At 72.3% G+C, this 22,925-nt stretch carries 19 protein-coding genes and 1 tRNA gene; 12 read left to right on the top strand and 8 right to left on the bottom strand.

The genetic code is table 11. The annotated features are described in order from the left end of the window. Window positions 1-69 precede the first annotated feature (69 nt). Entirely contained in the window at window positions 70-762 is a 693-nt protein-coding gene (locus tag AC1DUE_RS05055; protein ID WP_477038308.1) for a GntR family transcriptional regulator, read from the bottom strand. Between the two features lie 100 nt (window positions 763-862). Between AC1DUE_RS05055 and AC1DUE_RS05050 the strand changes: the two genes are divergently transcribed. Together AC1DUE_RS05050 and AC1DUE_RS05045 are read left to right on the top strand one after the other, a co-directional pair. Beyond that, window positions 863-3,643, top strand: coding sequence for an FAD-binding and (Fe-S)-binding domain-containing protein (locus tag AC1DUE_RS05050; RefSeq protein WP_477038307.1), 2,781 nt, complete (start codon window positions 863-865; stop codon window positions 3,641-3,643). A 49-nt stretch (window positions 3,644-3,692) separates the two neighbouring features. Further along, entirely contained in the window at window positions 3,693-4,328 is a 636-nt protein-coding gene (locus AC1DUE_RS05045) for a cysteine hydrolase family protein (RefSeq protein WP_477038306.1), read from the top strand. A 59-nt stretch (window positions 4,329-4,387) separates the two neighbouring features. Here the strand turns inward: AC1DUE_RS05045 and AC1DUE_RS05040 are convergent. The 3 genes from AC1DUE_RS05040 to AC1DUE_RS05030 all read right to left on the bottom strand — a co-directional run bounded on the left by AC1DUE_RS05040 (window position 4,388) and on the right by AC1DUE_RS05030 (window position 7,249). After that, window positions 4,388-4,460 (bottom strand) — tRNA-Lys (locus AC1DUE_RS05040). A gap of 213 nt (window positions 4,461-4,673) precedes the next feature. Next, on the bottom strand, window positions 4,674-6,299 hold the full coding sequence (locus tag AC1DUE_RS05035; RefSeq protein WP_477038305.1) for a DUF5597 domain-containing protein: 1,626 nt from the start codon (window positions 6,297-6,299) through the stop codon (window positions 4,674-4,676). Window positions 6,300-6,595: 296 nt separating this feature from the next. Next, window positions 6,596-7,249, bottom strand: coding sequence for a response regulator transcription factor (locus AC1DUE_RS05030; RefSeq protein ID WP_477038304.1), 654 nt, complete (start codon window positions 7,247-7,249; stop codon window positions 6,596-6,598). Window positions 7,250-7,431: 182 nt separating this feature from the next. Between AC1DUE_RS05030 and AC1DUE_RS05025 the strand changes: the two genes are divergently transcribed. The 3 genes from AC1DUE_RS05025 (at window position 7,432) to AC1DUE_RS05015 (ending at window position 11,943) form a co-directional block, all read left to right on the top strand. Next, window positions 7,432-7,974, top strand: a complete 543-nt coding sequence (locus AC1DUE_RS05025) for a hypothetical protein (protein ID WP_477038303.1) — start codon at window positions 7,432-7,434, stop codon at window positions 7,972-7,974. Window positions 7,975-8,003: 29 nt separating this feature from the next. After that, window positions 8,004-10,232, top strand: a complete 2,229-nt coding sequence (locus tag AC1DUE_RS05020; protein WP_477038302.1) for a histidine kinase — start codon at window positions 8,004-8,006, stop codon at window positions 10,230-10,232. A gap of 169 nt (window positions 10,233-10,401) precedes the next feature. After that, window positions 10,402-11,943 (top strand): outer membrane protein assembly factor BamB family protein, encoded by a 1,542-nt coding sequence (locus tag AC1DUE_RS05015; RefSeq protein WP_477038301.1) that lies wholly within the window; start codon window positions 10,402-10,404, stop codon window positions 11,941-11,943. Window positions 11,944-11,992: 49 nt separating this feature from the next. On the opposite strand, the gene AC1DUE_RS05010 is transcribed toward AC1DUE_RS05015, so the two are convergent. After that, complete coding sequence (locus tag AC1DUE_RS05010) at window positions 11,993-12,559, bottom strand: NADPH-dependent FMN reductase (protein WP_477038300.1); 567 nt, start codon at window positions 12,557-12,559, stop codon at window positions 11,993-11,995. Between the two features lie 77 nt (window positions 12,560-12,636). Further along, window positions 12,637-16,911 (bottom strand): nSTAND1 domain-containing NTPase, encoded by a 4,275-nt coding sequence (locus tag AC1DUE_RS05005; protein ID WP_477038299.1) that lies wholly within the window; start codon window positions 16,909-16,911, stop codon window positions 12,637-12,639. Window positions 16,912-17,015: 104 nt separating this feature from the next. Here AC1DUE_RS05005 and AC1DUE_RS05000 point away from each other — a divergent pair, with 104 nt between their 5' ends. Further along, on the top strand, window positions 17,016-17,450 hold the full coding sequence (locus AC1DUE_RS05000; RefSeq protein ID WP_477038298.1) for a hypothetical protein: 435 nt from the start codon (window positions 17,016-17,018) through the stop codon (window positions 17,448-17,450). 37 nt (window positions 17,451-17,487) lie between these two features. Here the strand turns inward: AC1DUE_RS05000 and AC1DUE_RS04995 are convergent, their stop codons facing one another. Continuing rightward, window positions 17,488-18,333: an inositol monophosphatase family protein gene (locus AC1DUE_RS04995; RefSeq protein ID WP_477038297.1), complete on the bottom strand. Its 846-nt coding sequence runs from the start codon at window positions 18,331-18,333 to the stop codon at window positions 17,488-17,490. Between the two features lie 183 nt (window positions 18,334-18,516). On the opposite strand from AC1DUE_RS04995, the gene AC1DUE_RS04990 reads away from it, so the two are divergent. The 5 genes from AC1DUE_RS04990 to AC1DUE_RS04970 all read left to right on the top strand — a co-directional run bounded on the left by AC1DUE_RS04990 (window position 18,517) and on the right by AC1DUE_RS04970 (window position 22,263). Then, window positions 18,517-19,326, top strand: coding sequence for an IclR family transcriptional regulator domain-containing protein (locus AC1DUE_RS04990; protein WP_477038296.1), 810 nt, complete (start codon window positions 18,517-18,519; stop codon window positions 19,324-19,326). Window positions 19,327-19,430: 104 nt separating this feature from the next. Further along, complete coding sequence (locus AC1DUE_RS04985; protein ID WP_477038295.1) at window positions 19,431-19,676, top strand: hypothetical protein; 246 nt, start codon at window positions 19,431-19,433, stop codon at window positions 19,674-19,676. A gap of 55 nt (window positions 19,677-19,731) precedes the next feature. Beyond that, window positions 19,732-20,064, top strand: coding sequence for a YnfA family protein (locus AC1DUE_RS04980; RefSeq protein WP_477038294.1), 333 nt, complete (start codon window positions 19,732-19,734; stop codon window positions 20,062-20,064). Between the two features lie 61 nt (window positions 20,065-20,125). Continuing rightward, entirely contained in the window at window positions 20,126-20,695 is a 570-nt protein-coding gene (locus tag AC1DUE_RS04975; RefSeq protein WP_477038293.1) for a dihydrofolate reductase family protein, read from the top strand. 119 nt (window positions 20,696-20,814) lie between these two features. Next, window positions 20,815-22,263, top strand: coding sequence for an FAD-dependent monooxygenase (locus AC1DUE_RS04970; RefSeq protein WP_477038292.1), 1,449 nt, complete (start codon window positions 20,815-20,817; stop codon window positions 22,261-22,263). On the opposite strand, the gene AC1DUE_RS04965 is transcribed toward AC1DUE_RS04970, so the two are convergent. Continuing rightward, the gene (locus AC1DUE_RS04965) at window positions 22,260-22,457 is read right to left on the bottom strand and encodes a chemotaxis protein CheW (protein WP_477038291.1); all 198 of its coding nucleotides are present in this window, start codon (window positions 22,455-22,457) and stop codon (window positions 22,260-22,262) included. The two genes, AC1DUE_RS04970 and AC1DUE_RS04965, sit on opposite strands and share 4 nt — an antisense overlap. Before the next feature lie 165 nt (window positions 22,458-22,622). Here AC1DUE_RS04965 and AC1DUE_RS04960 point away from each other — a divergent pair, with 165 nt between their 5' ends. Beyond that, complete coding sequence (locus tag AC1DUE_RS04960; RefSeq protein WP_477038290.1) at window positions 22,623-22,859, top strand: hypothetical protein; 237 nt, start codon at window positions 22,623-22,625, stop codon at window positions 22,857-22,859. The last annotated feature ends 66 nt before the right edge of the window (window positions 22,860-22,925 follow it).

Raw genomic sequence — 22,925 nt, 5'->3', positions numbered from 1 at the left:
CTCGGTCAGGCTGTGGGTACCCGTCACCCTGCCCATCTCGAGGCGTTTTGGGAAGAGCGTCCTGCCGGCCTATACGGGCAGAGCCGACGAGTGGACGAACGCCTCCGGGCCGGCCTCGCCGCCCAGGGACGCCGCGAGCAGCTCGCGGGCGCGGGCCAGGTGCTCGTCGAGCATGCGGGCCGCACCGTCGGCGTCGCCGGCGTCGATGAGCTCCAGCAGGCGCGCGTGCTCGGCGACGATGATCTCGGGGCTCAGCCGCTGCCGGCCCTGCAGCTGCGCCATGCAGAGCTTCACCTCGAACGCGAGCGAGTGGTACATCGCGCTCGTCCGGGTGCTGCCGAGCGCGTCGATGAGGCTGGTGTGGAACCGCATGTCGGGCTCGACGATCGCGTACGACCCCTGCGCCCAGAGCGCGGCGATCTCGGCGTTGGCCTCGCGTGCGGACTCCGGCACCCGGCGTTCGTCGGCGAGCCGGCGCAGCACCTCGGACTCCAGGTACGTGCGCGTCCGGTAGATGTCCCGCACGTCGTCCGGACCGAGCTCGACGACCCTCGCGGTCTTGTGGTTGTTCCGGACGAGCACCTTCTCGGCGGTGAGGCGCTCGATCGCCGCGCGGGCGCKGGCCCGCGCGACGTCGTACCGGGTGGCCACGTCCAGCTCGGTCAGCGGGGTGCCGGGGGCCAGGGTGCCGGTCACGACGAGGGTGCGCAGGTCGTCGACGACCGCGTCGACCAGGCTCGTCACCACGATCCCTCGCGCCATCGCCGTCCTTCCGCTGCGTCCCTGAAGCGTAGAGGGTGCGGGCCTCTTGTCAGGTGAGTCTACTTGTCCGACAATCTGACGACACGTCAGATGGAGCCCCATGACCTCGACGGCATCGACGCCGGACACGCTCGCCGCCCTGCTGGCGGGATGCGTCGCCGACCCCGCGCAGGTCCGGACCGACGACCTCGTCCGCCGGGCCGTCGCGCACGACGCGTCCCACATGCTGCTCGTCCCGCAGGCCGTCGTCGCCCCGCGGGACGCCGACGAGGTGGCCCGGCTGCTCCGGCGGACGGCGGCCGCGGGCGTGCCGTTGACCTTCCGCGCGGGCGGGACGAGCCTGTCCGGGCAGGCCGGCGGCGACGGTGTGCTGGTCGACGTGCGTCGCCACTTCCAGCGCATCGAGGTGCTCGACGACGGCGCACGGGTCCGTGTGCAGCCGGGGGTCACCGTGCGGCACCTCAACGCCCGGCTGGCCCGGCACGGCCGCAAGCTGGGGCCTGACCCGGCCAGCGAGGTCGCCTGCACGATCGGCGGGGTCGTCGCGAACAACTCCTCGGGCATGGCGTGCGGGACCCAGGAGAACAGCTACCACACCCTGGAGTCGCTGGTCGCGGTGCTGCCGTCGGGCACGGTGATCGACACCGGGGCGCCCGATGCCGACGAGCGGCTGGCGGCCCTCGAGCCCGCCCTGTACGCGGGGCTGCACACGCTGCGCCGACGGATCCTCGACGACCCGGCCTCGGTCGCGACGATCACGCGCCAGTTCGCGATGAAGAACACCATGGGCTACGGCGTCAACGCCCTGCTCGACTTCGAGACCGCGCCGCAGATGCTCGCGCACCTCGTGGTCGGCTCCGAGGGCACCCTGGCCTTCGTCGCCTCCGCCACGTTCCGCACGGTCCCGCTGCGCACGCACGCCGCCGCCGCGCTGCTCGTCTTCGACGACCTGTCGTCGGCCAACCGCGCCCTGCCGTCCCTCGTCGCCACCGGTGCCGCGACCCTCGAGCTCATGGACGCGACCTCCCTGCGCGTGGGGCAGGGGCTCACGGACTGCCCGCCCGCCGTCGCCGCGCTGACCGTGGACCGGCAGGCCGCGCTGCTCGTCGAGTACCAGGCGACGTCGGCCGAGGAGCTCGCGCACCTGGTCGGCGAGGCGCGCCCGGCCCTCGGGCCGGCGGAGCCGACCACTGACGCCGTCGTCCGTCGCGACCTGTGGAAGCTGCGCAAGGGGCTGTACACCTCGGTCGCCGGCGCCCGGCGCAGCGGCACGACCGCCCTGCTCGAGGACGTCGTCGTCCCGGTCGAGCGGCTGGCGGACACGTGCACGTCGCTGACCACGCTGTTCGACAAGTACGCCTACGAGGACGCGGTGATCTTCGGGCACGCCAAGGACGGCAACATCCACTTCATGCTGACCGACCGCTTCGAGACGAGCGAGCAGCTGGCCCGGTACTCGGGGTTCACCGAGGACCTCGTGTCGCTCGTCCTCGACAACGGGGGCTCGCTCAAGGCCGAGCACGGCACCGGCCGGGTCATGGCGCCGTTCGTCCGGCGGCAGTACGGCGACGAGCTCTACGACGTGATGCGCGAGGTGAAGCGGCTGTTCGACCCGCGGGGCCTGCTCAACCCCGGCGTCCTGCTGTCCGACGACCCGCAGGCGCACCTGCGCCACATCAAGCTCGCGCCCCAGGTCGAGGCGGAGGTCGACCGCTGCGTCGAGTGCGGCTACTGCGAACCCGTGTGCCCGTCGCGCGACCTCACCCTCACCCCGCGTCAGCGCATCGTGCTGCGGCGCGACATCCGCAGCGCCGAGCTGGCCGGGGACACGCCTCTGGCGCAGCGGCTCGAGCGCGCGTACGAGTACCCGGCGGTGGACACGTGCGCCGTCGACGGGATGTGCGGCACCGCCTGCCCAGTCGGCATCAACACGGGTCTGCTGGTCAAGACGCTCCGCCGCGAGAACCTGCCCGCCCCGACCGCGGCCGTCTGGACCGCCGCGGCGAAGCACTGGGGGAGCACCACGAAGCTCGCCTCCGCGGCGCTCACGGCGGCCGACGTCCTGCCCTTCGTCGGCGCGGTCACGGCGGCCGGTCGCGTCCTGCTGGGTGCCGACACCGTGCCCCGGTGGACGCCCGACCTCCCGCGCGGCGGGCGTCCGCGCCGCCGGCCTCGGCCCTCGTCGCCACCCGACGCCGTCTACCTGCCCGCGTGCGTGAACGTCATGTTCGGCCCGGCCGAGGGACCCGGGGTCCAGGTCGCGTTCGAGGACCTGTGCGCCGCCGCGGGTCTGACGTTGCTGGTTCCCGACGCGATCGAGTCCCTCTGCTGCGGCACGCCGTGGTCGTCCAAGGGGATCGTCGCCGGCCACGACGCGATGAAGGAGCGGGTGCTGCCGGTCGTCCGCGAGGCCACCGACGGCGGGCGTCTGCCGATCGTCAGCGACGCCTCGTCGTGCACCGAGGGATTCCGGCACCTGCTGGGCGACGAGCTCCACGTCGTCGACGTCGTGGCCTTCGTCGCCGACCGCGTCCTGCCCGTGCTCGGGCCCTACGAGCGGCTGCCCTCGTTGGCGCTGCACCCGACCTGCTCGTCCACCCAGCTGGGCCTCGACGGGGCGCTCCTCGACGTCGCGCAGGCCGTCGCCGAGACCGTCACCGTGCCGCTCGACTGGGGCTGCTGCGCCTTCGCCGGCGACCGCGGGATGCTGCACCCGGAGCTGACCGCCGCCGCGACCCGGCGCGAGGCCGCCGAGGTTGTCCGGCTCGACGCGCAGGCGCACGCTAGCTGTAACCGCACCTGCGAGCTCGGGATGAGCCGGGCCACGGGCGCCACCTACCGGCACGTCGTCGAGCTGCTGGCCGAGCAGGCCCTCCCCTGATCTGCACCACCCGTTCCGCCCGTTTCACATTTCCAGCAAAGGAGCAGAGATGAACCCGGAGACGACGGCACTCGTCCTGATCGAGTTCCAGAACGACTTCACCACCAAGGGCGGCGTCCTGCACGGCGCGGTCGAGGCCGTGATGGCGAGCACCGACATGCTCGCGCACGCCGCGACAGCGCTCGAGGCCACCCGCGCCGCAGGCGCCACCGTGATCCACAGCCCGATCTCGTTCCAGGCCGGCTACGGCGAGATCACCGCGCACCCCTACGGCATCCTCAAGGGCGTCGTCGACTCCAACGCCTTCGTCAAGGGCTCGTGGGGCGCGGACTTCGTCCCGGACGTCGCGCCCGTCGACGGCGACATCGTCGTCGAGGGCAAGCGCGGCCTGGACGCCTTCGGGTCGACCAACCTCGACTTCATCCTGCGGTCCAAGGGCATCACGACCGTGGCGCTGGCGGGCTTCCTCACCAACTGCTGCGTCGAGTCGACCATGCGCTCCGCCTACGAGAAGGGCTTCGAGGTCATCACCCTGACCGACGCGGTCGGCGCGACCTCCCAGGCCGAGCACGACAACGCCATCCAGTACGACTACCCGATGTTCTCCAAGCCGATGACGACCGACGAGTACGTCTCGACGCTGCGCGGCGCACCGGTCACCGCCGACAGCTCGCGGGGGTACTGAGCCTGCCGGGCGGCGGTTCGGTCACGGCACCGAGCCGTCGCCCGGCCGGACCTTCTGGGTGGGCCCCGTGGGGATCGAACCCACAACCCGCGGATTAAAAGTCCGCTGCTCTGCCAATTGAGCTAGAGGCCCGGGGGATGGGGAGAACAACCGGGAGAACCCTCGGGACAGCTCCCGCGTAGTACGCACCGTGCTGAGCCCGTCCGGATGCGAGTCTCGCCGGTGCCTGGGCGCGACCCGCCACGACTCTACGGGAGTCGATCACCGAGCGATGGCACCCCCAGCGGCACGCTTGTTCCTCCGTGGTCAGCGCCTCGGCGTTCATGACGTCGTGCCGACGCTCACTCACCGCTCGATCAGCGTGATCCTCGCGGCCGAGACCCCGTGCGGGCCGAGGATCATCAGTCGTTCGTCTCCGTTGAGGATGCGGCCCTCGACCCAGGCACCGTCGTCAAGACGAAGCTCCCGCAGGCTGTCGATCTCGAGCAAGGATCCCTCCCGACTGAAGTCGATCATCGCCTGCCGTCCCAGTGCGACGTATTCGAGATCTCCGGTCTGCAGGACGATTCCGAACGGACGCGAGTCTGCGGGGGAGGGCGCGTGGGCGGTCGGCAGAGTCTCGTCGGGAAGCGGGGCCGGCTCCGGCAGCCGGACACCCGCATCCAGCAGCATGTCGGAGAGGAGCTTCGGCGCACTTCGCACCGTGACGGTCGTCGACCCGAGGCGGGCGGTGGCAGCATCCGTCCCCGGATCCAGTGCGAACCCCATCACGCGACCGTCCCGCTGGGCTTCGAGGATCTGCGGCGCGAGTGCGAGAAGTTTCCGGAAGGCGTCGTAGAGCTGGCTGTCTTCACGGACGTCGTCGATTCCGAAGACGTGGTAACCCATGGCGTGGAAAGCACCTAGCGCGCGGAATGCGTCACCGGTCAGGACACGCGCCTCAGGGATGAAGAGCGGGTTGATGCCCGACGTGTAGTCGCGCATGACCGACTCGCTGTCGGAGATGTAGATGTCGGGGGACACGAAATCCAGCGCCGGTCCGGCGACGCGCCACACCCCGCTCATCCGTGCGGTCGGACCGCCGCTGGGATACTGGCCCGGCATGTCCTGACCTGGCTGGGGGCCCAGCCAGGCGTTCGCGTACGCCGGCAAGGCCTTGATCCGCTTGCCCGTCGCCGCCAGGGCGCCGACATAGCTGGCAAACCCCCACGCCATGAAGACCTCGTCGGCCACTGGGTCGTCGTCGCCGAATCGCTGCTGCCACGATGCCCCGCCCGCGCGCGAGCGCCCGAACAGCTCGACGACGTCGTCGTCGAAGGCGGCGGGTTCGGTCGCCACCGCCTCGACGAGGGCCTCCGGAACGGGCGACAGCCAGGCGACCAGGGCGGCGGACGAACGGTCGCGGCTCGACCCCAAGAGCCCGACCTCGTTCTCCACCTGCATCATGATGACGGTGTGGTCCTCGTCCACCCGGGCGACGTGCTTCATCAAGGCTCCATAGGCTGCCTCGTCCGCCTCTCGCAGGGGCCCGGAGAACACCGACAGCGTGGGGCGAGGCATGGATCCCACATAGCTGAAAGGAGCCCGCACGGGGGACGGTCCGCGGTCGGCTCGCTCGAATCGGGCGGAGTCCTGGCGAACCCACGTGGGTGCATATGTGGACAAGGCGTTCTTGTACGCACCGAACCAGATGAGGACGAGGCGGACGCCCGCCGAGCGCGCACCTGAGAGCAGCTCGTCGACGACGCTGAAGTCGAACGCACCCTCGGACGGCTCCACCTGGTCCCACCCGACAGGAGCGATGACGGAGTTCACTCCGGACCTCCCGATCACGTCCCAGATGGGTGCCATGTGCACGGGATCAGAGGCGCTGGAGTTACGCAGCTCGCCGCCGAGGCAGAAGAACGGTGAGCCGTCCACGATCAGCCGCGTGTGGGTGCCCGCTCGCTCCACGCGGGGAAGTTCGGTCATGAGGTCTCCTTCGGGCACGCTCGATGGGTTGCGTCCCATCGAAGTTTCCTCGAACTTCTGGTGGGGCTGACGTCGCCCGAACCGAGGGCGCTCCTGTCCGTCTAGGGGCTGACAACATCTATACCGACGAGCCGATCGCAGCCACCTTGCGGTCAAGTCCTTTCCTACCGGGTCGTGGTGGCGAGGATGCGCCCTGCTGGACGCTGGTCCCGTGGACAGGGACGCGGAAACCTGACGTCGTCCTCGCGGACCATGTGAGTGCGATTCCGCCGGATACGTTCCCCTCCGCTGCGTCGTCAGCGAGCCCGGGTCACGAAGCCGGTTTCGTACGCGACGACGACCGCCTGGACGCGGTCCCGCACCCCGAGCTTGGCGAGGATCCGCGCCACGTGGGTCTTGACCGTCGTCTCCGCGACCACCATCTCCCGCGCGACCTCCGCGTTCGACAACCCCCGGGCCACGAGCCGCAGGACGTCGAGCTCACGTTCCGTCAACCCCGCGAGCGCGTCGGGCACTCTCGACGAGGGCGCCTGCTCGGCAAACCGCTCGACGAGGCGCGCGGTGATGGACGGCTCGATGAGGGAGTCGCCGGTGGCCGCTGCGCGGACCGCGGCGACGAGTCGCGAGGCGGGCGCGTCCTTGAGCAGGAAGCCCGCGGCGCCGGCGCGCAGGGCGCGGTAGACGTACTCGTTCTGGTCGAACGTGGTCAGGACGACGACGGTCGGCGGCTGGGACATGCGCAGGATCTGCTCGGTGGCCGCGAGCCCGTCGAGCTCGGGCATCCGGATGTCCATGAGCACGACGGCAGGCTTCTCGAGCGCCGCGAGCCGGACCGCCTCCACGCCGTTCTCGGCCTCGGCGACCACCTCGATGTCCCCTTCGGACTCGAGGATCACGCGGAAGCCGGTCCGCACCAATGCCTGGTCGTCGGCGACGAGCACCCTGATCACGTGGACATTGTGGGCGCTGTCCGCGCCGCGCGGGTCGTCCTTGAGGATGACGCGCCGACCGTGAGGAGGACGCCGGCCACCCAGGATCGTCCGTACCGCCGACGCGGACGACGCCTGCCGTCCGTGACGGTAGGGCTGTCACCAAAGACCGCCCTCCTCGGGCCTGACCGAAGGACATCACCATGAACACGCTCCTCAAGGGGGTGCGGCCGTCCGACTACGTCCTGACGACCGCGCTCGTCGTCCTCGCCGTGCTGATCGGCGTGGAGAACGTGCTGTCCGGCCCCGACGCCGACCTCGCGCACGCGATGGACTCGCACTCGTGGGCGATCGTGCTCGTGCTCGTGCTGGCGACGGTCCCGATCCTTCTGCGCCGGACGGCCGTGCTTCCCGCGCTGCTCGTCTCGATCCTCGTCATCACCGCGAGCCTGCCGATGTTCGGCTGGATCACCCGCTGCGGGGTGGGGCTGCCGCTCGCGATCGCCTACGCGTACGCCGTGGCGCGCTTCGCCGGCGGACCGGCACGGCACGCGCTCGGGCTCGCCGGAGTCGTCGTCCTGCAGGTCGTCGTCCTCATCCAGGACTCCTCGACCGGGGGACTGGGCGCCCTGGGCCTGGGTCTGCCGCTGGCCGCGCTGGCCTACGGCGCCGGACTTCTGGTCCAGAGCCGTGTCGCTCGCGCGGGCGGCGCCCCTACGCTGGCCGCTGAGCGCGTCCGCGTCTGAGCGTCCTGCCCACGAGCGAGGTGGCGACGATGAGTGAGGGCTTCCGCGGCATCCTGGGAGGGGTGCGCCCGGTCGACTGGGTGCTGGCGGGTGCCCTCACCGCGCTCGGCGCCGTGCAGATGGTCGCTGACATGCTGACCGGCGACACCGAGGTGGCTCGAGCGGTCGCGACAGGCGAAGCCGCCCACGCGGTCGACCCGCACTCCTGGTGGATGCTTCCGCTGTGGCTCGTCGCGTGCGCCGCGCCGCTGTGGTGGGGGCGCGGGGTGCTGCAGGTCGGCGGCATCATGCTGGGCGTCGTCGCGCTGCACGATCTCGTGTTCGGCTGGCAGGGGCGGTGCGGGTCAGGGCTTCCCCTGGCGTTCGTGATCGCGTTCCTCGGGGGCATCGCGTACGAGCGGACCCGTGCTTGGGCCACGCTCGTGCTTGCCCTCCTGACCGTCGTGGCAGTGCTCGTCCGCGATGCGACGGCCGGGCTCGGAGCCGTGACGCTCGCCCTGCCGGTCGCGGTCGTCGTCTTCGTCATCGCCCGCGCCGTGCGGTACCGGACGGCACTCACCCGTGAGCTGGCCGCGCGCAACGACGAGCTGCGCACCGTCCGCGACGCACGCCTCGCGCTGGAGGTCGACGAGGACCGCGCGGCCCTCTCTCGCGAGCTCGACACGCTGCTGCGCGAACGGCTCGACCTGCTCGGTCGTGCCGCTCGCTCAGGCGACGATCTTGATCCCGAGCAGACGCGCGCGCTGCTCGCGCAGCTCGAGGCGGACAGTCGCAGCACCCTCGAGGAGATGCGCCGCGTCGTCGGACAGCTCCGGGGTGTCGGGGGTGCCGCGGTCACGCTCGCGCCCGTCCCCGCCGTGGCCCACCTCGACGCGCTGCTGGCCCGCCGTTCGCAGCCCGAGAGCCCCCCCGCCCCCCCCCGCCCCCCCCCCCCCCCCCCACGCCCCGGACTGTCGGGTGGACGTCGAGGTGCGGTTCGCCCGCGGCGCACTCGAGCTGCGGGTGCACGGTCCGGTCGAGCGCGGCGCCGACGTGCGGACCGCACTGACCCGGGCGCGCGAGCGAGCGCGGTTGCTGGGTGGGTCCGTCGACCTGCGGGTGGGGCGCGGTCAGGCGCGAGCGATCGCGCTGCTGCCGGTCGCCGGGTAGGTCCGATGCGCACGCGGGAGACGGTCGCGATCGTCGTCGGCACCGTGGGCGTCGTCGTCGTTCCGACGATCGCGCACGGGTGGCCGACGAGTGTCGCGGGGAACGTCGCCACGGCGTTGTCCCTCGCCGCCGGCGTGGCGCTCGTGTGGTGGCGGTCCCGACCCCGGGCCGCGGCCGTGGTCGCACTGACCGGGTTCCTGCTCGCTCTCGTGACGGCGCCCGACGGATGGGTGCCGGACGCCCTGCTCATCCCGTTCAGCGCGAGCTTCGCGCTGCTGGCGCTCGCCTGGTCGGGCCGCGCGGCACTCGGGGTCGCGGCGGGCGCCGCGGCATACGTCGCCATCTGCGTGGCGGTCATGGGCTCCGACGACACCGTCGCCACGCTGATGTTCACGGTCCCGCCGTTCGTCGCCGGGACGGTCCTGCGCCTGCGCCGGGAGACCGCGGAGGAGCTGGAGGAGCGGGCCCGCGAGGTGGAGGAGGAGCGCGAGCTGCTCACCGAGCTGACCTTGCGGCGCGAGCGGGCACGGATCGCATCCGAGCTGCACGACATCGTCGGGCACGCCATCAGCGTCATGGTGATCCAGGCCGCCGCGGGCCAGCGGCTCGTCGACGCGTCCCCTGCCCGGGCGCGCGAGGCGCTCGCGGCGATCGCCGAGTCCGCGTCACAGGGGCGTGACGACCTGGAGCGGCTCATCGAGCTGCTCGGCGGCCACGACGTCGTCACGCAGGATCTGGCGCTCGTCGACGAGGTTGTGGAACGTGCGGGCCGCAGCGGGCTCGACGTCACGTATCGGCTCGAGGGCGACAGCGACGCCCTGCCCGCGCCGGTGGCGCATCTCGCATTCCGTGTCGTTCAAGAGAGCCTGACCAACGCGCTGCGCTACGCCCCCGGCGCCGAGGTACGGATCTCCGTGCGGGCCGACGGGTGCGTCGTCGACGTACGAGTCGAGAACGACCCGGCGCGCTCGTCAGCCGTCGACGGGGTGCTCGGTACCGGCCGGGGGCTGCTGGGCCTGGGGGAGCGGATCGCCGAGGTAGGGGGCGTGATGCGCGCGGGGGTGACGCCCGGCGGGGGGTGGGTCGTCGTAGCCCGTGTTGGTCACTGAGCACGGTGTCGCCGGAGAGCCACGGACCGAGAGAGACCAGGTGGCCCAAGGGTGCGCGACCAAGGCGCGGGCCAGCACCAGGGTCGATCCGGCAAGGGCCGCCCGGCCTCCAGCTCGTGGCCCGACCGACCCTGCCCGGCAACCCCGTGCGACGCCATATCATCACCCGATGGCGCGCGGGGGCGGGATGCAGGACATCGAGCTGACCGACCACGCGACCGGTGGCGCCAGGGTGGACGACGACGCAGGCGTCCCGCGACCGCCTCGTCGACGACGATGGTGGCTGGTACCCGTCGCAGCGGCGGCCGTCGTGCTCGCGCTCGTCGCCTACCAGGGCATCACCGACGCGCGTCAGCGCTCGCTGCTCGCCGGCCTGGCCGACGTCCCCGGGGTGCTCGCGCCGATCGATCCCGACCTGCCGATCCGCTGGGACATCGCCGGCACGACGTCGAATGCGGCCGCGAACGGGATCGTGGCCGACGGGGCGGCGATGAACATCGTGGTCGACCCGGACGGCACGCAGCGGGTCGTCGCCGTCGACCTCACGACGGGTGCAGAGCGCTGGTCGACCGTCGTGTACGGCCCGAACGCGGCTCTGGCTAAGGCGCTCGAGGGCGGGGGTGGCACGGCGTCGGGATTCTGCCTGCCAGTCAGTACGCCCGAGCCGACCTCGCTCGCGTGCATGGTCAGCGACGGGTTCGAGACGAACGGCCTGTACGAGAGGGTCGCCGCGACCGAGACGCTGGTGCGCGTCCTCGACACGCACGACGGGCACGAGCTGGCGCAGCTGCCGTCGGGCCAGGCCGGGATCGCCGTTTCGGGCGACCGTGTCGTGCTGGCCCGGTGGACCGACGGCGGCGTCGACGTCACCGCGTACGACCCGGCGTCGGGCGACACCGCCTGGTCCCGGCGTCTCGACGTCCCGCCCACGGCAATCCGCCCCGACTACGTGCCGTCCGTCCAGAGCGTCGACGGTCTCATCGAGGTCAGCTCGAGCACCTGGGCGATGCGGCTCGACGAGGACGGTGTGCCGCTGGCGGTGCAGCCCGAGCGCGACGGGTCCACGGGGGGCAGCTCGATCGTCGAGGCTCCCACCGCCGACCGCTTCCTCGCGGTCTCCTCCACCAGCAGCGGGACGAGCACGCAGCTGCTCGGCGCCGACGGCACGGTGGAGCACGAGCTCCCGGGCGAGCTGGTCTACACGGCTGTCGACGACGGCAGCGTGCCCGGCCTGATCCTCACGGTTCCCTTGCCTTCGGCAGCCACGGACGGTGGCGAGGAGGCGGTTCGGGTCGGCTCGCTGCGCGGCTCCGACGCGACGACGGGCCGGACCCTCTGGACCGCCGACATCTCGAAGAGCGGGTACGGCGCACTGGTCCTGCTCGGCCGTGTCTACGTGCTCGCAGGTCAGGGGATCGATGTTCTCGACGGGCGCTCGGGCAAGCTGCTCTGGACCATCGAGCCGTCCGACGGCGTCACCTACGGCAGCATCATGACCGACGGGCGTGCCCTGCTCGCCGTGCGGAACCCGGGCCAGGCGGGCGGCGACCGGATCGACGCGTACTCGCTGACCGGGCCCGACCAGGTCTGGAGCGCACCGATCCCTGCGGGTCTGGTCGAGGTTCGTGGGGTCGGCCCCATGCTGGTCGGCGTCGCCTACGCCGATTCGCTGTACTCCCGCGACGTCGTGCGGGTGGCGCGGCTCGGCTGACGCGCGCTGGGCGGTCGGAGGACGATCTGACGAACCGGAAGCCTGTCCGCTATCGGGGCAGGACGGTCAGGACGCGGACCACGTGCTCGCGGAACGCGGTCATGTAGTCGCGCAGGAACTCCTCGGTCGACGGCACCAGGACCTGTCCGTCGTCGGTGAACAAGTCCGGCTTCCAGGTGAGGTAGGCCTCGGGGGCCGTCATCTGCCGGGCGTTGACGAAGCTGAGCACCGCCCGCAGGCTCTGCTGGGCGAGCGCGGTGCCGATCTGGCCGACGGACATCCCGATGACCCCTGCGGGGATGTGGTCGAACGAGTTCTGACCCCACGGTCGGGACGCCCAGTCGATGGCGTTCTTCAGGGCACCGGGGATGGATCGGTTGAACTCCGGCGTCACGAACAGGACGGCCTGGACTGCGGCGATCGCGTCCTTGAGCGCTCGTGCCTCCGGCGGGAAGTCCTCGTCGTAGTCCTGGCTGTACAACGGCAGGCCCCGGATCGGGATCTCGGTGAACGTCAGGTCGTCCGGAGCGAGCCGGATCAGGGCCTTCGAGAGCGTGCGGTTGATCGACGTCGAGGACAAGCTTCCGACGAAGTATCCGACCTTGTAGGTAGTCATGACCCACCGACCTCACGACGAGCAGATGCTGTCCTTCGACACTACGCGTGCGCGTAGCCATCGGCCATGGCGGTCAGTCAGTCGGTCGGGCAGGTAGCGCGGGGCGAGCCCAGCGACGGCAGGTAGGTCGCCCACTCGGACGCCGTCAGGTTGCGACCGGCGACGTGACATGCGGCGGCAGCGAGGTCGGCTGGGGACAGGTCCCACAGCAGCACGCCGTCGCGGCCCGCGACGGCCAGGGTCGTCCCGTCGTGGCTGAGGTAGGCGCGGGTGCTGAACCGCACCGGCAGGTGGATGAGGCTGCCCAGGCGGATCCCGGTCGTCGGGTCGTACAGGGCGGCGAGCTGGTTCGTCGAGGTCGCGACGAGGGTGTGGCCGTCATCGCTGAGGGCGACGTCCTTGATCGACCCGGGCATGCTCGCCATCTCACGGACCGGGGCGAGCGTGTCCGGCCGGAGCACCGAGACGTCCGAGCCCATCGTCGTCACGATGAGGTCGTCGTCGCCGACGACGGTCCACCACGAGCCGGCGAGTGCCTGCGGCCGTTCGGCCCCTGTCGCGAGGTCGTAGAAGCGGGTGTGCGAGTTGGAGAACAGGCCGGTGTCGTCGACCTGTTCGGTCGCGAGCACGCTGCCGTCCGGTGCTGCGGACATCCCGAAGACGTACTGAGGAGTCGGGATCGGGCGGCCGACCACCTTGTCGGCCACGGGGTCGATCAGCTCGACCCAACGGGGGCCCTGCAGGTAGACGGCCATCAGATCGTTCCCGGCCGGCACCAGGCTGTTCTCCACGCCCCGGACGGATCTCAGTGGCCGGAGTCGGCCCGACGGGACCTCGAGGCGGAAGACTTCCTCGTCCCCGTCGATGAGCGCGACGGGCGTCTCGCGGGAGCCCCACAAGAGCTCGGAGACCGGCCGGTCGGGCGTGGCAGCGGCGCGGTCCTCCGCCACGTCCCAGACGGCTTGGCCCGTCGGCACACCCCCGGGGACGTCGGGAACCGCGCCGACCAGCAGGGTCGAGCCGTCAGGCCCGAAACCGCCGATAGGCGCCTGCCCTGCGGCGACGAGCCGTGTGACCGGTCCCGTCCCGTCGAGCCTCCACCGCGTGATCTGCGGCGTGACCTGGCCGAACGTGGCGATCGTCGAACCGTCGCTCGACACGGAGATCGGTCCGAAGTGCCCGGTCTGGGTATCACGCTCGACACCCGTCGGCTGGCCGGTCGCGAGGTCACGCTCCGTGACGACCCCGTCCCAGCTGCTGCACAGGAGACGCCCCTGCGTCCAGGAGACCGCCGCTGAGACGCAGCTGAGACTCCAGATGCCGGTCGGAGGCAGGACGGCCGTCCATCGCACAGAGCCATCCTCGAGGGCGACGTCCGTGGCGGTCGCCGCTCCGACGGCGATGACGGTGTCCTCAGAGACGGCCAGGGAGACGCTGGCGGCGCCGGACGGGACTGCGAGCGTCCGCACGACGGAGGTCGTGCGCGGCGCGAGGACCCGCACGGGCCCGTCGTGCGCCCCGACGTAGAGCCGTCCCGCCGAGTCGAACACCACGGCGCCTGAGTCGACGTCCAGGAGCCCCTGGCTGTAGGGCGGGGGTTCGCGGGACGCCGGCAGGGCGCCGAGCGCGTGCCCGTCGCGCGCGTCGAGCAGCAGCACGGCGCCGTCCTCACGCCGCAGGACGGCCAGGGTGGTGCCGTCGGGGCTCAGCGCGATCGCCCCGGACACGGCCGGCACCACCGTGCGTCTGAGGAGCGCTGCGCCCGTGGCGACGTCGAACGTCGCGACCGACGCACACACCGGCGCCGAACCGCCGGCGTCGAACGGGATCGTCCGGTCGATGGGGTCGTCCTCCATGGCGTCGATGCAGTCGTCCTGCGGCGACGGGGCCAAGGCCAGGTGCGCCACGGTCGTCCCGTCGGCACTCACGACGACCTGGGAGTTCTCCATCGCGGGGACGTGGTCGTCGGGGAACCGGTAGTCGAGCGCTCCGGTCTCGAGGTCCATCACCGTCAAGCGCGAGTCGTCGAGCGCGACGATGGCGTGCGAGTCGTCACCGAGGAGCGCCCCGGAGACGACGGCCTTCGCCTCGGGGACCTGCACGTATCCCTGAAAGCCCGGCGACGCCGTGAACACTCCCAGGAGCGCGGACCTGGTCCGGGGATCGTCGGGCCAGCGTCGGTACGCCTCGACAGCGAGCAGTGCGGCCACGGCGCGGTTGGTGTCGTGGGCGGCCTGTGACCCGCTCGTGACGGCCTCGATCTCGGCGCTCTCCTGAGCGGTGCGGGCGCGCCGCCCGAGTGCGCCCGCGGCCCCGGCCGCGACCAGCGCGAGCACGAGGACGACGGCGGTCGCCGCCAGGGCCACGCGCAGCCTGCGGTTCTGGCGCCGCTCCGCTGCTGCGCGCGCCCGTTCGGCATCGAGTGCCGACGAGCGCAGCGCGACCGATGCCGCCAGGAACTCCTCCTCGGCGGTCGTGAGGTTCGGCGCGGCGGTGTCGCGCCACTCGATCGCCGCGTCCAGACGGCCGCCGCGATACAAGTCCGAGTCGGGTCGGCCGAGCGCCTCCCACGCCTCGGTCGCGGTGACCAGGTGCCGGAGCAGGCGCGTGCCGACGGCATCGTCGTCGATCCACGAGCGCAGGCGCGGCCATGCTCTGGCCAACGACTCGTGCGCCATCTCGATGCTGTCCTCGCGTGCCGTCAGCAGGCGGGCTCCGACCAGGTCGGCGACCACCTGCTCGCGCGCAGCGTCGCCGCTCATCGACGAGACGGGCACCCGCCGCGGGACGGGCGGGCCGTCGGTCGACGGTGCGACCAGGCGCAGGAGGATCGACCGGCACAGCGACCGCTGCGCTTCGGGCAGGCGCTCGTAGAGGCGGTCGGCCGAGCGTGCGACGGCCCCGCTGATACCGCCGGAGCTGAGGTACGACTCGACCGTCAGCACGTTCCCCTCGCGACTGTGCCAGGTCTCGACCAGCGCGTGCGAGAGCAGCGGCAGGGCGCCAGGGTCGGCCTCGACGTCTCGCAGGAGGAGGTCGACGAGTCCATGCTCGAGCGTCAGGCCGGACAGCCGCGCCGGCTCCTCGATCGCGTGCCGCAGATCGTCACCGGCGAGCGGCGGCACCAGGTGCAGCCCGCGTTCTGCCAGGGCGCCGAGCGTCGCGTCGGCGGCGAGTCCGCCCATCTTGTCGGCGCGGACCGCGAGCAGGAGCACCCCGCCGTCCTGGACATGGCGGCGCAGCAACCCGCAGTACTCCACGATCTGCGCACGGTCCTGATCGAGCAAGAACAGGCTCTCGAGCTGGTCGACGGCCAGGACGTCGCCGGCGCCGATGCCCGCGAGCGCCGCCTGCAGGCCCGCGACTGGCGACGGCCCCGGCACCGTGACCGAGACGCGTCGGCCGGCGTCTCTGAGCGCGGCGACGAGGCCCGCCCGCATCAGCGAGCTCTTGCCGCAGCCCGACTCGCCGGTGAGGACCAGCACGGGCATGGCGTCGAGCCGGGACAGGCAGGCCGTGACCTCGTCCTCGCGACCGAAGTAGTCGTCCTGGTCCGCCGCGTCGTAGGCAGCGAGGCCTTTCCACGGGCAGGTCGGCCGAGCGTTCGATCGCTGGCCCAGGCCCGCCGCGCGCGGATCCTGCCGCAGCACCTGCCGCTCGAGCTCCACCAGCGCGGCGCCCGGGTCGATCCCCAGCTCGTCGGCGAGCACGCGGCGCGCGCGTCGCAGCGTCGCAAGCGCGTCCGCCTGCCTGCTGTCCCGGTACTGGGCGAGAGCGAGCACCGCCCACCGGCGTTCCCGCAACGGCTCGGCGCGTACCGCGGACTCGGCGTCGGCGGCGACGCCGCGACTGTCTCCGATGGCCAGACGGGCCTCGAGCAGGTCCTCCTGGACGGTGCGACGCACCTCTTCGAGACGCTGAGCCTGCGAGCGGCCGAGCTCCCAGGAGGCGAGGTCCGCGAAGGCCGGACCGTCCCACAGGCTCAGCGCCCGGTCGAAGACCACAGCGGCTCGGGCGGGCTCACCGGTTGCGGCGTACGTCCTTGCACGCGTGACCTCGGACTCGAACTGCGTGACGTCGACCGTGCGCGGCTCGACGACGAGCCGGTACCCCGTCGGTGTCGTCTCGATCGCGGAGGGCCCGAGTGACCGCCGCACGCGACCTACTGCCGCCTGCACCTGCTTGTTCCATGTCGCCGGCAGGGCGTCTCCCCAGACGGCGTCCGCGAGCTGGTCGGGGCTCACGGGACGGCCTAGGAGCAGCACCAGGGCTGCGAGGACCGTCCGCTCACGGGGGCCCAGGTCGCCGTTGCCGTCGACCCGAGCAGGTCCGAGCACCTGGATGCTGCCCATGACCGGGATGATCCGGTCTGCGCAGATCCCGGTCAAGGTGCCGAATACTGGATGGATACCGGGTCCGGGCCGCCCCGATACCCACCCGGGGCACGGTCCGTGGCATGCCTCTCACCACTACCCGAGCAGCCCGACGTCGACCCCGCCTCGTGGAGGTCGAGCTCGTCGAGGACGACGGGCAACCACGCGAGACCGTCGACCGACGTCCGATCCGGGTGCCCGGCGGTCTGCTGCTCGTCGTCGCGCTGGTCGCAGCGGCGGTCGGGACCAGCGTCGGCACGTTCGACGGGAGGCAGGGCGACGCGACGACCGGGTGTCCGGCCTCCGCCGTCTGCGAGGTCGAGCACAGCGCAGCAGAGCGCCGCGGCGTCTGCCAGTGGCAGGGGTTCACGGCGGTGATGCCTGCCCTGTGCGGACCTGCTGCCGCCCCCGTGAAGGTAGATCCGTGCGAGATCGTCGGCGCCCCGAGCGCCGAGGCCGTCTGCCGCGACGATGCGGCGAGGAATCCCCCGTACACGCCTCACGGGGGCCACCCATGACCGGGCCGCCCGCGGGACGACAACGCTGATGGCTTCGTCAGCGTGATCCGACCCCGGCTCGCCTGACCGCGGCCACCATCGCCTCGGCGATCTCGGGCGTCGCCGCCGCCAGGATCGAGTCCGACGCGAGCGACCACGGCTCCCCACGACCGTCGAGCACGACTCCGCCGGCCTCGCGGACGAGCACCACCCCGGCGACGACGTCCCAGGCCGCGTTGCCGAACGCCAGCGACGCCGACGTGCGACCGGTCGCCACCCAGGAGAGCTCGGTGGCGGACGTGCCGACCACCCGCAGCCTGCCGAACGTCCCCGCGGCTTCGCGCAGGACCGCGGCCCGGACGTCGAGCGGCCACGGCGACACCGAGGTCCAGGACAGATCGCCGACGGTCACCGTCAGGGAGTCGATCGAGGCGGAGCGGGTGGTGACGCGGACGTCGCTCGTCGCGCTCGTCGCACGGAGCCAGGTGCCGGCACCGCGCGCGGCCCACACGGTCTCGCCGGTCGTGACATCCGCGGTCACCCCGACGACCGGGTCGCCGCCCGCGAGCCGGGCGAGCGTGCACGCGACCAGTGGCAGTCCGGCGACGAAGTTCGCGGTGCCGTCGATCGGGTCGACGACCCAGCGATCGGGAGCCGACTCGCCGGGGCTGCCCTCCTCGCCCTGTACGGGCAGCGACGAGCCCGCTGCCAGCGCACCGACGATCGCCGCCTCGGTTGCGAGGTCGACCGCGGTGACGAGGTCGTTCGGGCCCTTGAGTCGAAGCACGCCGCGGTCGCCGTCACCTCGGGAGACGGCCAGCCCGACGGTCACGGCGCGGAGGGCGAGGTCGACGTCCTGGGCGAGGTCAGCGGGGACGAGAGGCAGGTCGGTGGTCGTCGTCATGCCGCCAGCATCACCGCTCGCGGTGTCCGCCACGTGAACGCAGGGGGCGGGCGGTCGTCGTCCGCGGGCTCACGGCGGCCGCTCGGGTGCCGGACCTTGAAGGGAGAAACCACCTCAGGTTCACCCGGAACTCGAGTGGTGCCGCTGATTCCCTGATCAGCACCGGCGGAGGACCCTGGACACGTGGGGACCGTGGACGACGGAACCGTGGTGGGGCGCGCGACGCTCCTGCTCGAGATCGTCGAAGCGGCCGGCTGCATCAAGCAGGCCGACCTCGCCCGCGACGCCGGCCTGCCGAAGCCGACCGTCCGACGGATCGCCGCGGACCTCATCGCGCGCGGCCTGCTGGCCCGGTGCCCCGACGGGTACGAGCTCGGCCCGCGACTGGTCTCCCTCGGCGCTGCCGCACTTGCCAGGCACCCGTTCCGCGCTGCGACCGCGCCCCACGTGCAGGACCTCCTCGCCCGAACCGGGGAGGTCGCGTTCGTCCAGACGGTCGAGCCGGACCTGACGATGGTCACCCTCCACGTCGCCTACGGCCACAGCCGCGCCGCCGCCGTCGACGTCACCCTCGACGGCTGGCCCACCGTCGAACCCGCTGAGCCCGCCATCCTGTTCAAGGCGGCCGGCCGCATCGCCTACGCCGAGCACCCCGACCGCGTCGACGCGTTCCTCGCCGCCGGCATCCGCCGCCGCACCCGGTACTCGCCGCCGACCCGCCGTGTCCTGCTCGCCGCCATCAGCGCGACCCTCGAGGACGGCACCGCCGTCGAACGCGAGGAGCACACGCCCGGATGGTCGTGCATCGCCTCGGGAATCCGTGACCACGACGACCACGTCGTCGGCGTGGTCGGTGTCATCGGGCGCTCCGGGACGTGGGAACCCCAGCGTCTGCACGGCCCGATCACCCGGGCCACGGACGCGCTGTCCTCCGCGATCCCCTTGGCGCTCCCGGAAGCGCAACGCGCGATCGAGCGGCACCAGACCTCCTGAACCTCGCGGTTCGGGTCACTGAGCGGCCCACCACCGGCGAGCTCGTCGCCGCGCGCTGCCACCCTCACGGTGAGCGCTCGCCCCTGCGCACCGAGGACCGTGCCATGCCGGACACGACCGTGAGCCGCACGGCTCACCTCCAGACGGTCATCGAGTTCGAGATGGACCTGGACCCGACGACCCCACGACCGCTGACTGCCCGTGCCGCGCGTGTGCGCGCTGTCGCCGCTGCCGTCGGCGGAGCCCTGGCCCTGGCCGTGCTCGCCACCCTCGGCGCGGGAATCTCGACCTCGTCCGAGCCTCCCGCCGGTGATCCGGTCTTCGAGGTACAGCGCATGGGATCGCCCTAGCCGCACGGGCGCCTAGGGGGTGGACCGCCGGCCCGAGACGGCAGACTCGCTGCCCATGACGGTCCTGCGCTCGATCTCGCTGTTCGCTCTCGCCGCGCTCGCGGAGATCGGCGGTGCGTGGCTCATCTGGCAGGGCGTGCGGGAGCATCGCGGTGCCCTCTGGATCGGGGCGGGCGTCGTCGCCCTCGGTGCCTACGGGTTCGTCGCGACCCTGCAGCCCGACGCCAGCTTCGGGCGGATCCTGGCCGCGTACGGCGGCATCTTCGTGGCGGGGTCGTTGGCGTGGGGCGTGGTCGTCGACAAGTTCGCGCCCGACCGCTGGGACATCATCGGCGCGGCGATCTGCCTGCTCGGCGTGGCCGTCATCATGTACGCACCCAGGACCTGACCTCGAGTGGCCCGGCTCCGCCTGAGTTGCGGGCCGTCCGGCTCCCGAGCACGGTGGATCCATGGCAGAGCTGCTGGTGGACTTCATCACGTCGCTCGACGGCTACGCGTCCGCGGAGGGGTGGCCCGGGTTCTGGGGTCTGGAGGGGCCGGAGTACCTGGCCTGGCTCGAGGCGTCGCCCGAGCGCGACCACACGATCCTCATGGGAGCGACGACGTACCGCCTGATGTCGCAGTTCTCGGCCGCCGGCGAGGAGGGCACGGAGTCGCTCGCCGACCTGCCCAAGGTGGTGTTCTCCTCGACCCTCACGAAGCCGCTCGAGTGGGCCAACACGCACCTGGTCCGCGACGACCCGGTCGAGGCCGTCCGCGCGATGAAGGCGGACGGCGCGAACCTGCGCACGCTCGGCAGCCTCACCCTGTGCCGGTCGCTGCTGGAGGCGGGCCTCGTCGACCGGTTCCGCGTGGTCGTCTTCCCCGTGATCACCGGTGCCACCGGGCAGGAGCGGATCTACGACGAGTACCCGGACGTCCGCCTCGAGATGACCGCGTCCCGGACGTTCGACGGCCGGCTGCAGCTGCTCGAGTACGTGCCGACCGTCCTGACCGGACCGCCGGGCGCCGCCGGCTGACCCTGCGCCACGTACGCGGCCGCCCGTCGGATCGCCGACGAGCCGACGACGGTCGTCTGGCGGCACTGGTGCGTCGGGGCCACCCGGGACAGGCTGGAGCCGACGCGAGGAGCAGGCACATGACCGACCACGCCGTGGTGATCGCGGGCGCGGGCCCGACCGGGTTGATGCTCGCGGCGGAGCTCGCGCTCGCGGGCGTCGACGTCGCCGTCGTCGAACGACGGGCCACCCAGGACGTCGACGGGTCGCGCGCCGGCGGCCTGCACGCGCGCACGATCGAGGTGCTCGACCAGCGGGGCATCGTCGACCGGTTCCTGACCGAGGGCAAGACGATGCAGATCACCGGCTTCGTCGGCATCTCCATGGACATCAGCGACTTCCCGACCCGCCATCCCTACGGGCTCGCGCTCTGGCAGAGCCACATCGAGCGGCTTCTGGCCGAGTGGGTCGACGAGCTGGGCGTGCCGTTCCTGCGCGAGCGGTCGGTCTCCGGGCTGACCCAGGACGAGACCGGCGTCGACGTCGAGCTGTCCAACGGCACCGTGCTGCGCGCGCAGTACCTCGTCGGCTGCGACGGCGGCCGCAGCGTGGTCCGCAAGGCCGCCGGGATCGACTTCGTCGGCTGGGAGCCGACGACGAGCTACCTGATCGCCGAGGTCGAGACGACCGAGCCGCCACAGGTCGGGATGCGTCGCGAGGGCGGGGGGATCGGTCCGGCAAGCCGGGACGAGGGCGAGTCGCGCTACCGCGTCGTGCTGATGGAGCGGGACGTCGTCGAGGACCGTGACGACCCGACGCTGCAGGACGTCCGGGAGGCGCTGACCGCCGCTTACGGCACCGACTACGGCGTGCACAGCCCGACGTGGGTCTCCCGCTTCACCGACGCCACCCGGCAGGCGGTCTCCTACCGAGCGGGCCGGGTGCTGCTCGCTGGGGATTCGGCCCACGTCCACCCGCCGCAGGGCGGGCAGGGCCTCAACATCGGCGTGCAGGACGCGGTGAACCTCGGCTGGAAGCTGGCCCAGGTGGTGCACGGGGACTCGCCCGACACGCTGCTCGAGAGCTACCACGCCGAGCGCCACCCGATCGGCGCGAAGGTCCTGCAGAACACCATGGCGCAGGTCGCCCTAAGCACCCCCGACGACCGGCACGACGCGCTGCGCGACACGATGAGGGAGCTGCTCGGCATGGACGAGCCGCGTCGTCGGATCGCCGGGATGCTCTCCGGGCTCGACGTCCGCTACGACCTCGGCGAGGGCCACCCGCTGCTCGGCCGGCGCATGCCGGACCTCGACCTGCAGACCGCCGACGGCCCGACCCGCGTGTACGAGCTCCTGCACCCCGCGCGTCCCGTGCTGCTCCGGCTCGGTCAGCCCGGCGGGATCGACGACGAGGGTCGGGTGCGCGTCGTCGACGCCGGGTACGACGGCGCGTGGGAGCTGCCGGTCGTGGGCGAGGTCGCCGCACCCGCGGCGGTCCTGTTCCGTCCCGACGGCTACGTGGCCTGGGCGGGAGACCTCACGGACGCGGCGCTGCCACGCGCGCTCACCACGTGGTTCGGCGCCTAGAGCGAGAGGACCCAGCCGAACGCGGCGGCGGACAGCACGCCGATGAGCGTCCAGGCGAGCATGCTGCCGCCGAGGTAGCCGACGTACTTGCCGTGCTCGGCCGCGGAGCTGCCCCACCGCGGCGCGGGCGCCCAACGGACGGTGTCGGCGACCTCGGAGAGGCGGGTCGTCAGCGGGGCGGTCGGGCTGGCCATGGGAGTGCTCCTTGTGGGTGCGTGCAGAAGGGGTGCCGGGATTGCCGACCCCTCCATGGTCCCACCCGCGCACCCCCCGGACCCGGGCCCTTCGGCCCTCTTCGCGACGAACGGCGGGCGACGCCCGTCACATCGGGAGTCGAGCGCCGTGGCACCCTGTCGCCCATGAACGGCTTCATGCACATCAACGGCGTCACGTACGACCTCGGACCGCAGAAGGACGCGAAGGCGCTGAACCAGCTCGCGATGCGGTTGCGCGCCGCGCAGGGCACGGAGCACCAGCTCGTCGTCCTCAACGGCCAGCGGGTCGAGCTGACGATCGACCTCTCGGCGGTCTGGGCGTCGGCCACCTGGGTCGAGTCCGGGCCCAGCGCTGCGCCGCCCGCGATCCGGCGGCGCTGACGCACCCGCCGCTCCACCAGGATCCGCGGGCGCAGGCCAGCGCGGGCCAGGTCCTCTGACGGACCC

The organism is Cellulomonas sp. P4_A2 (assembly GCF_056402515.1).
This window is presented reverse-complemented; position numbering and strand designations above follow the sequence as displayed.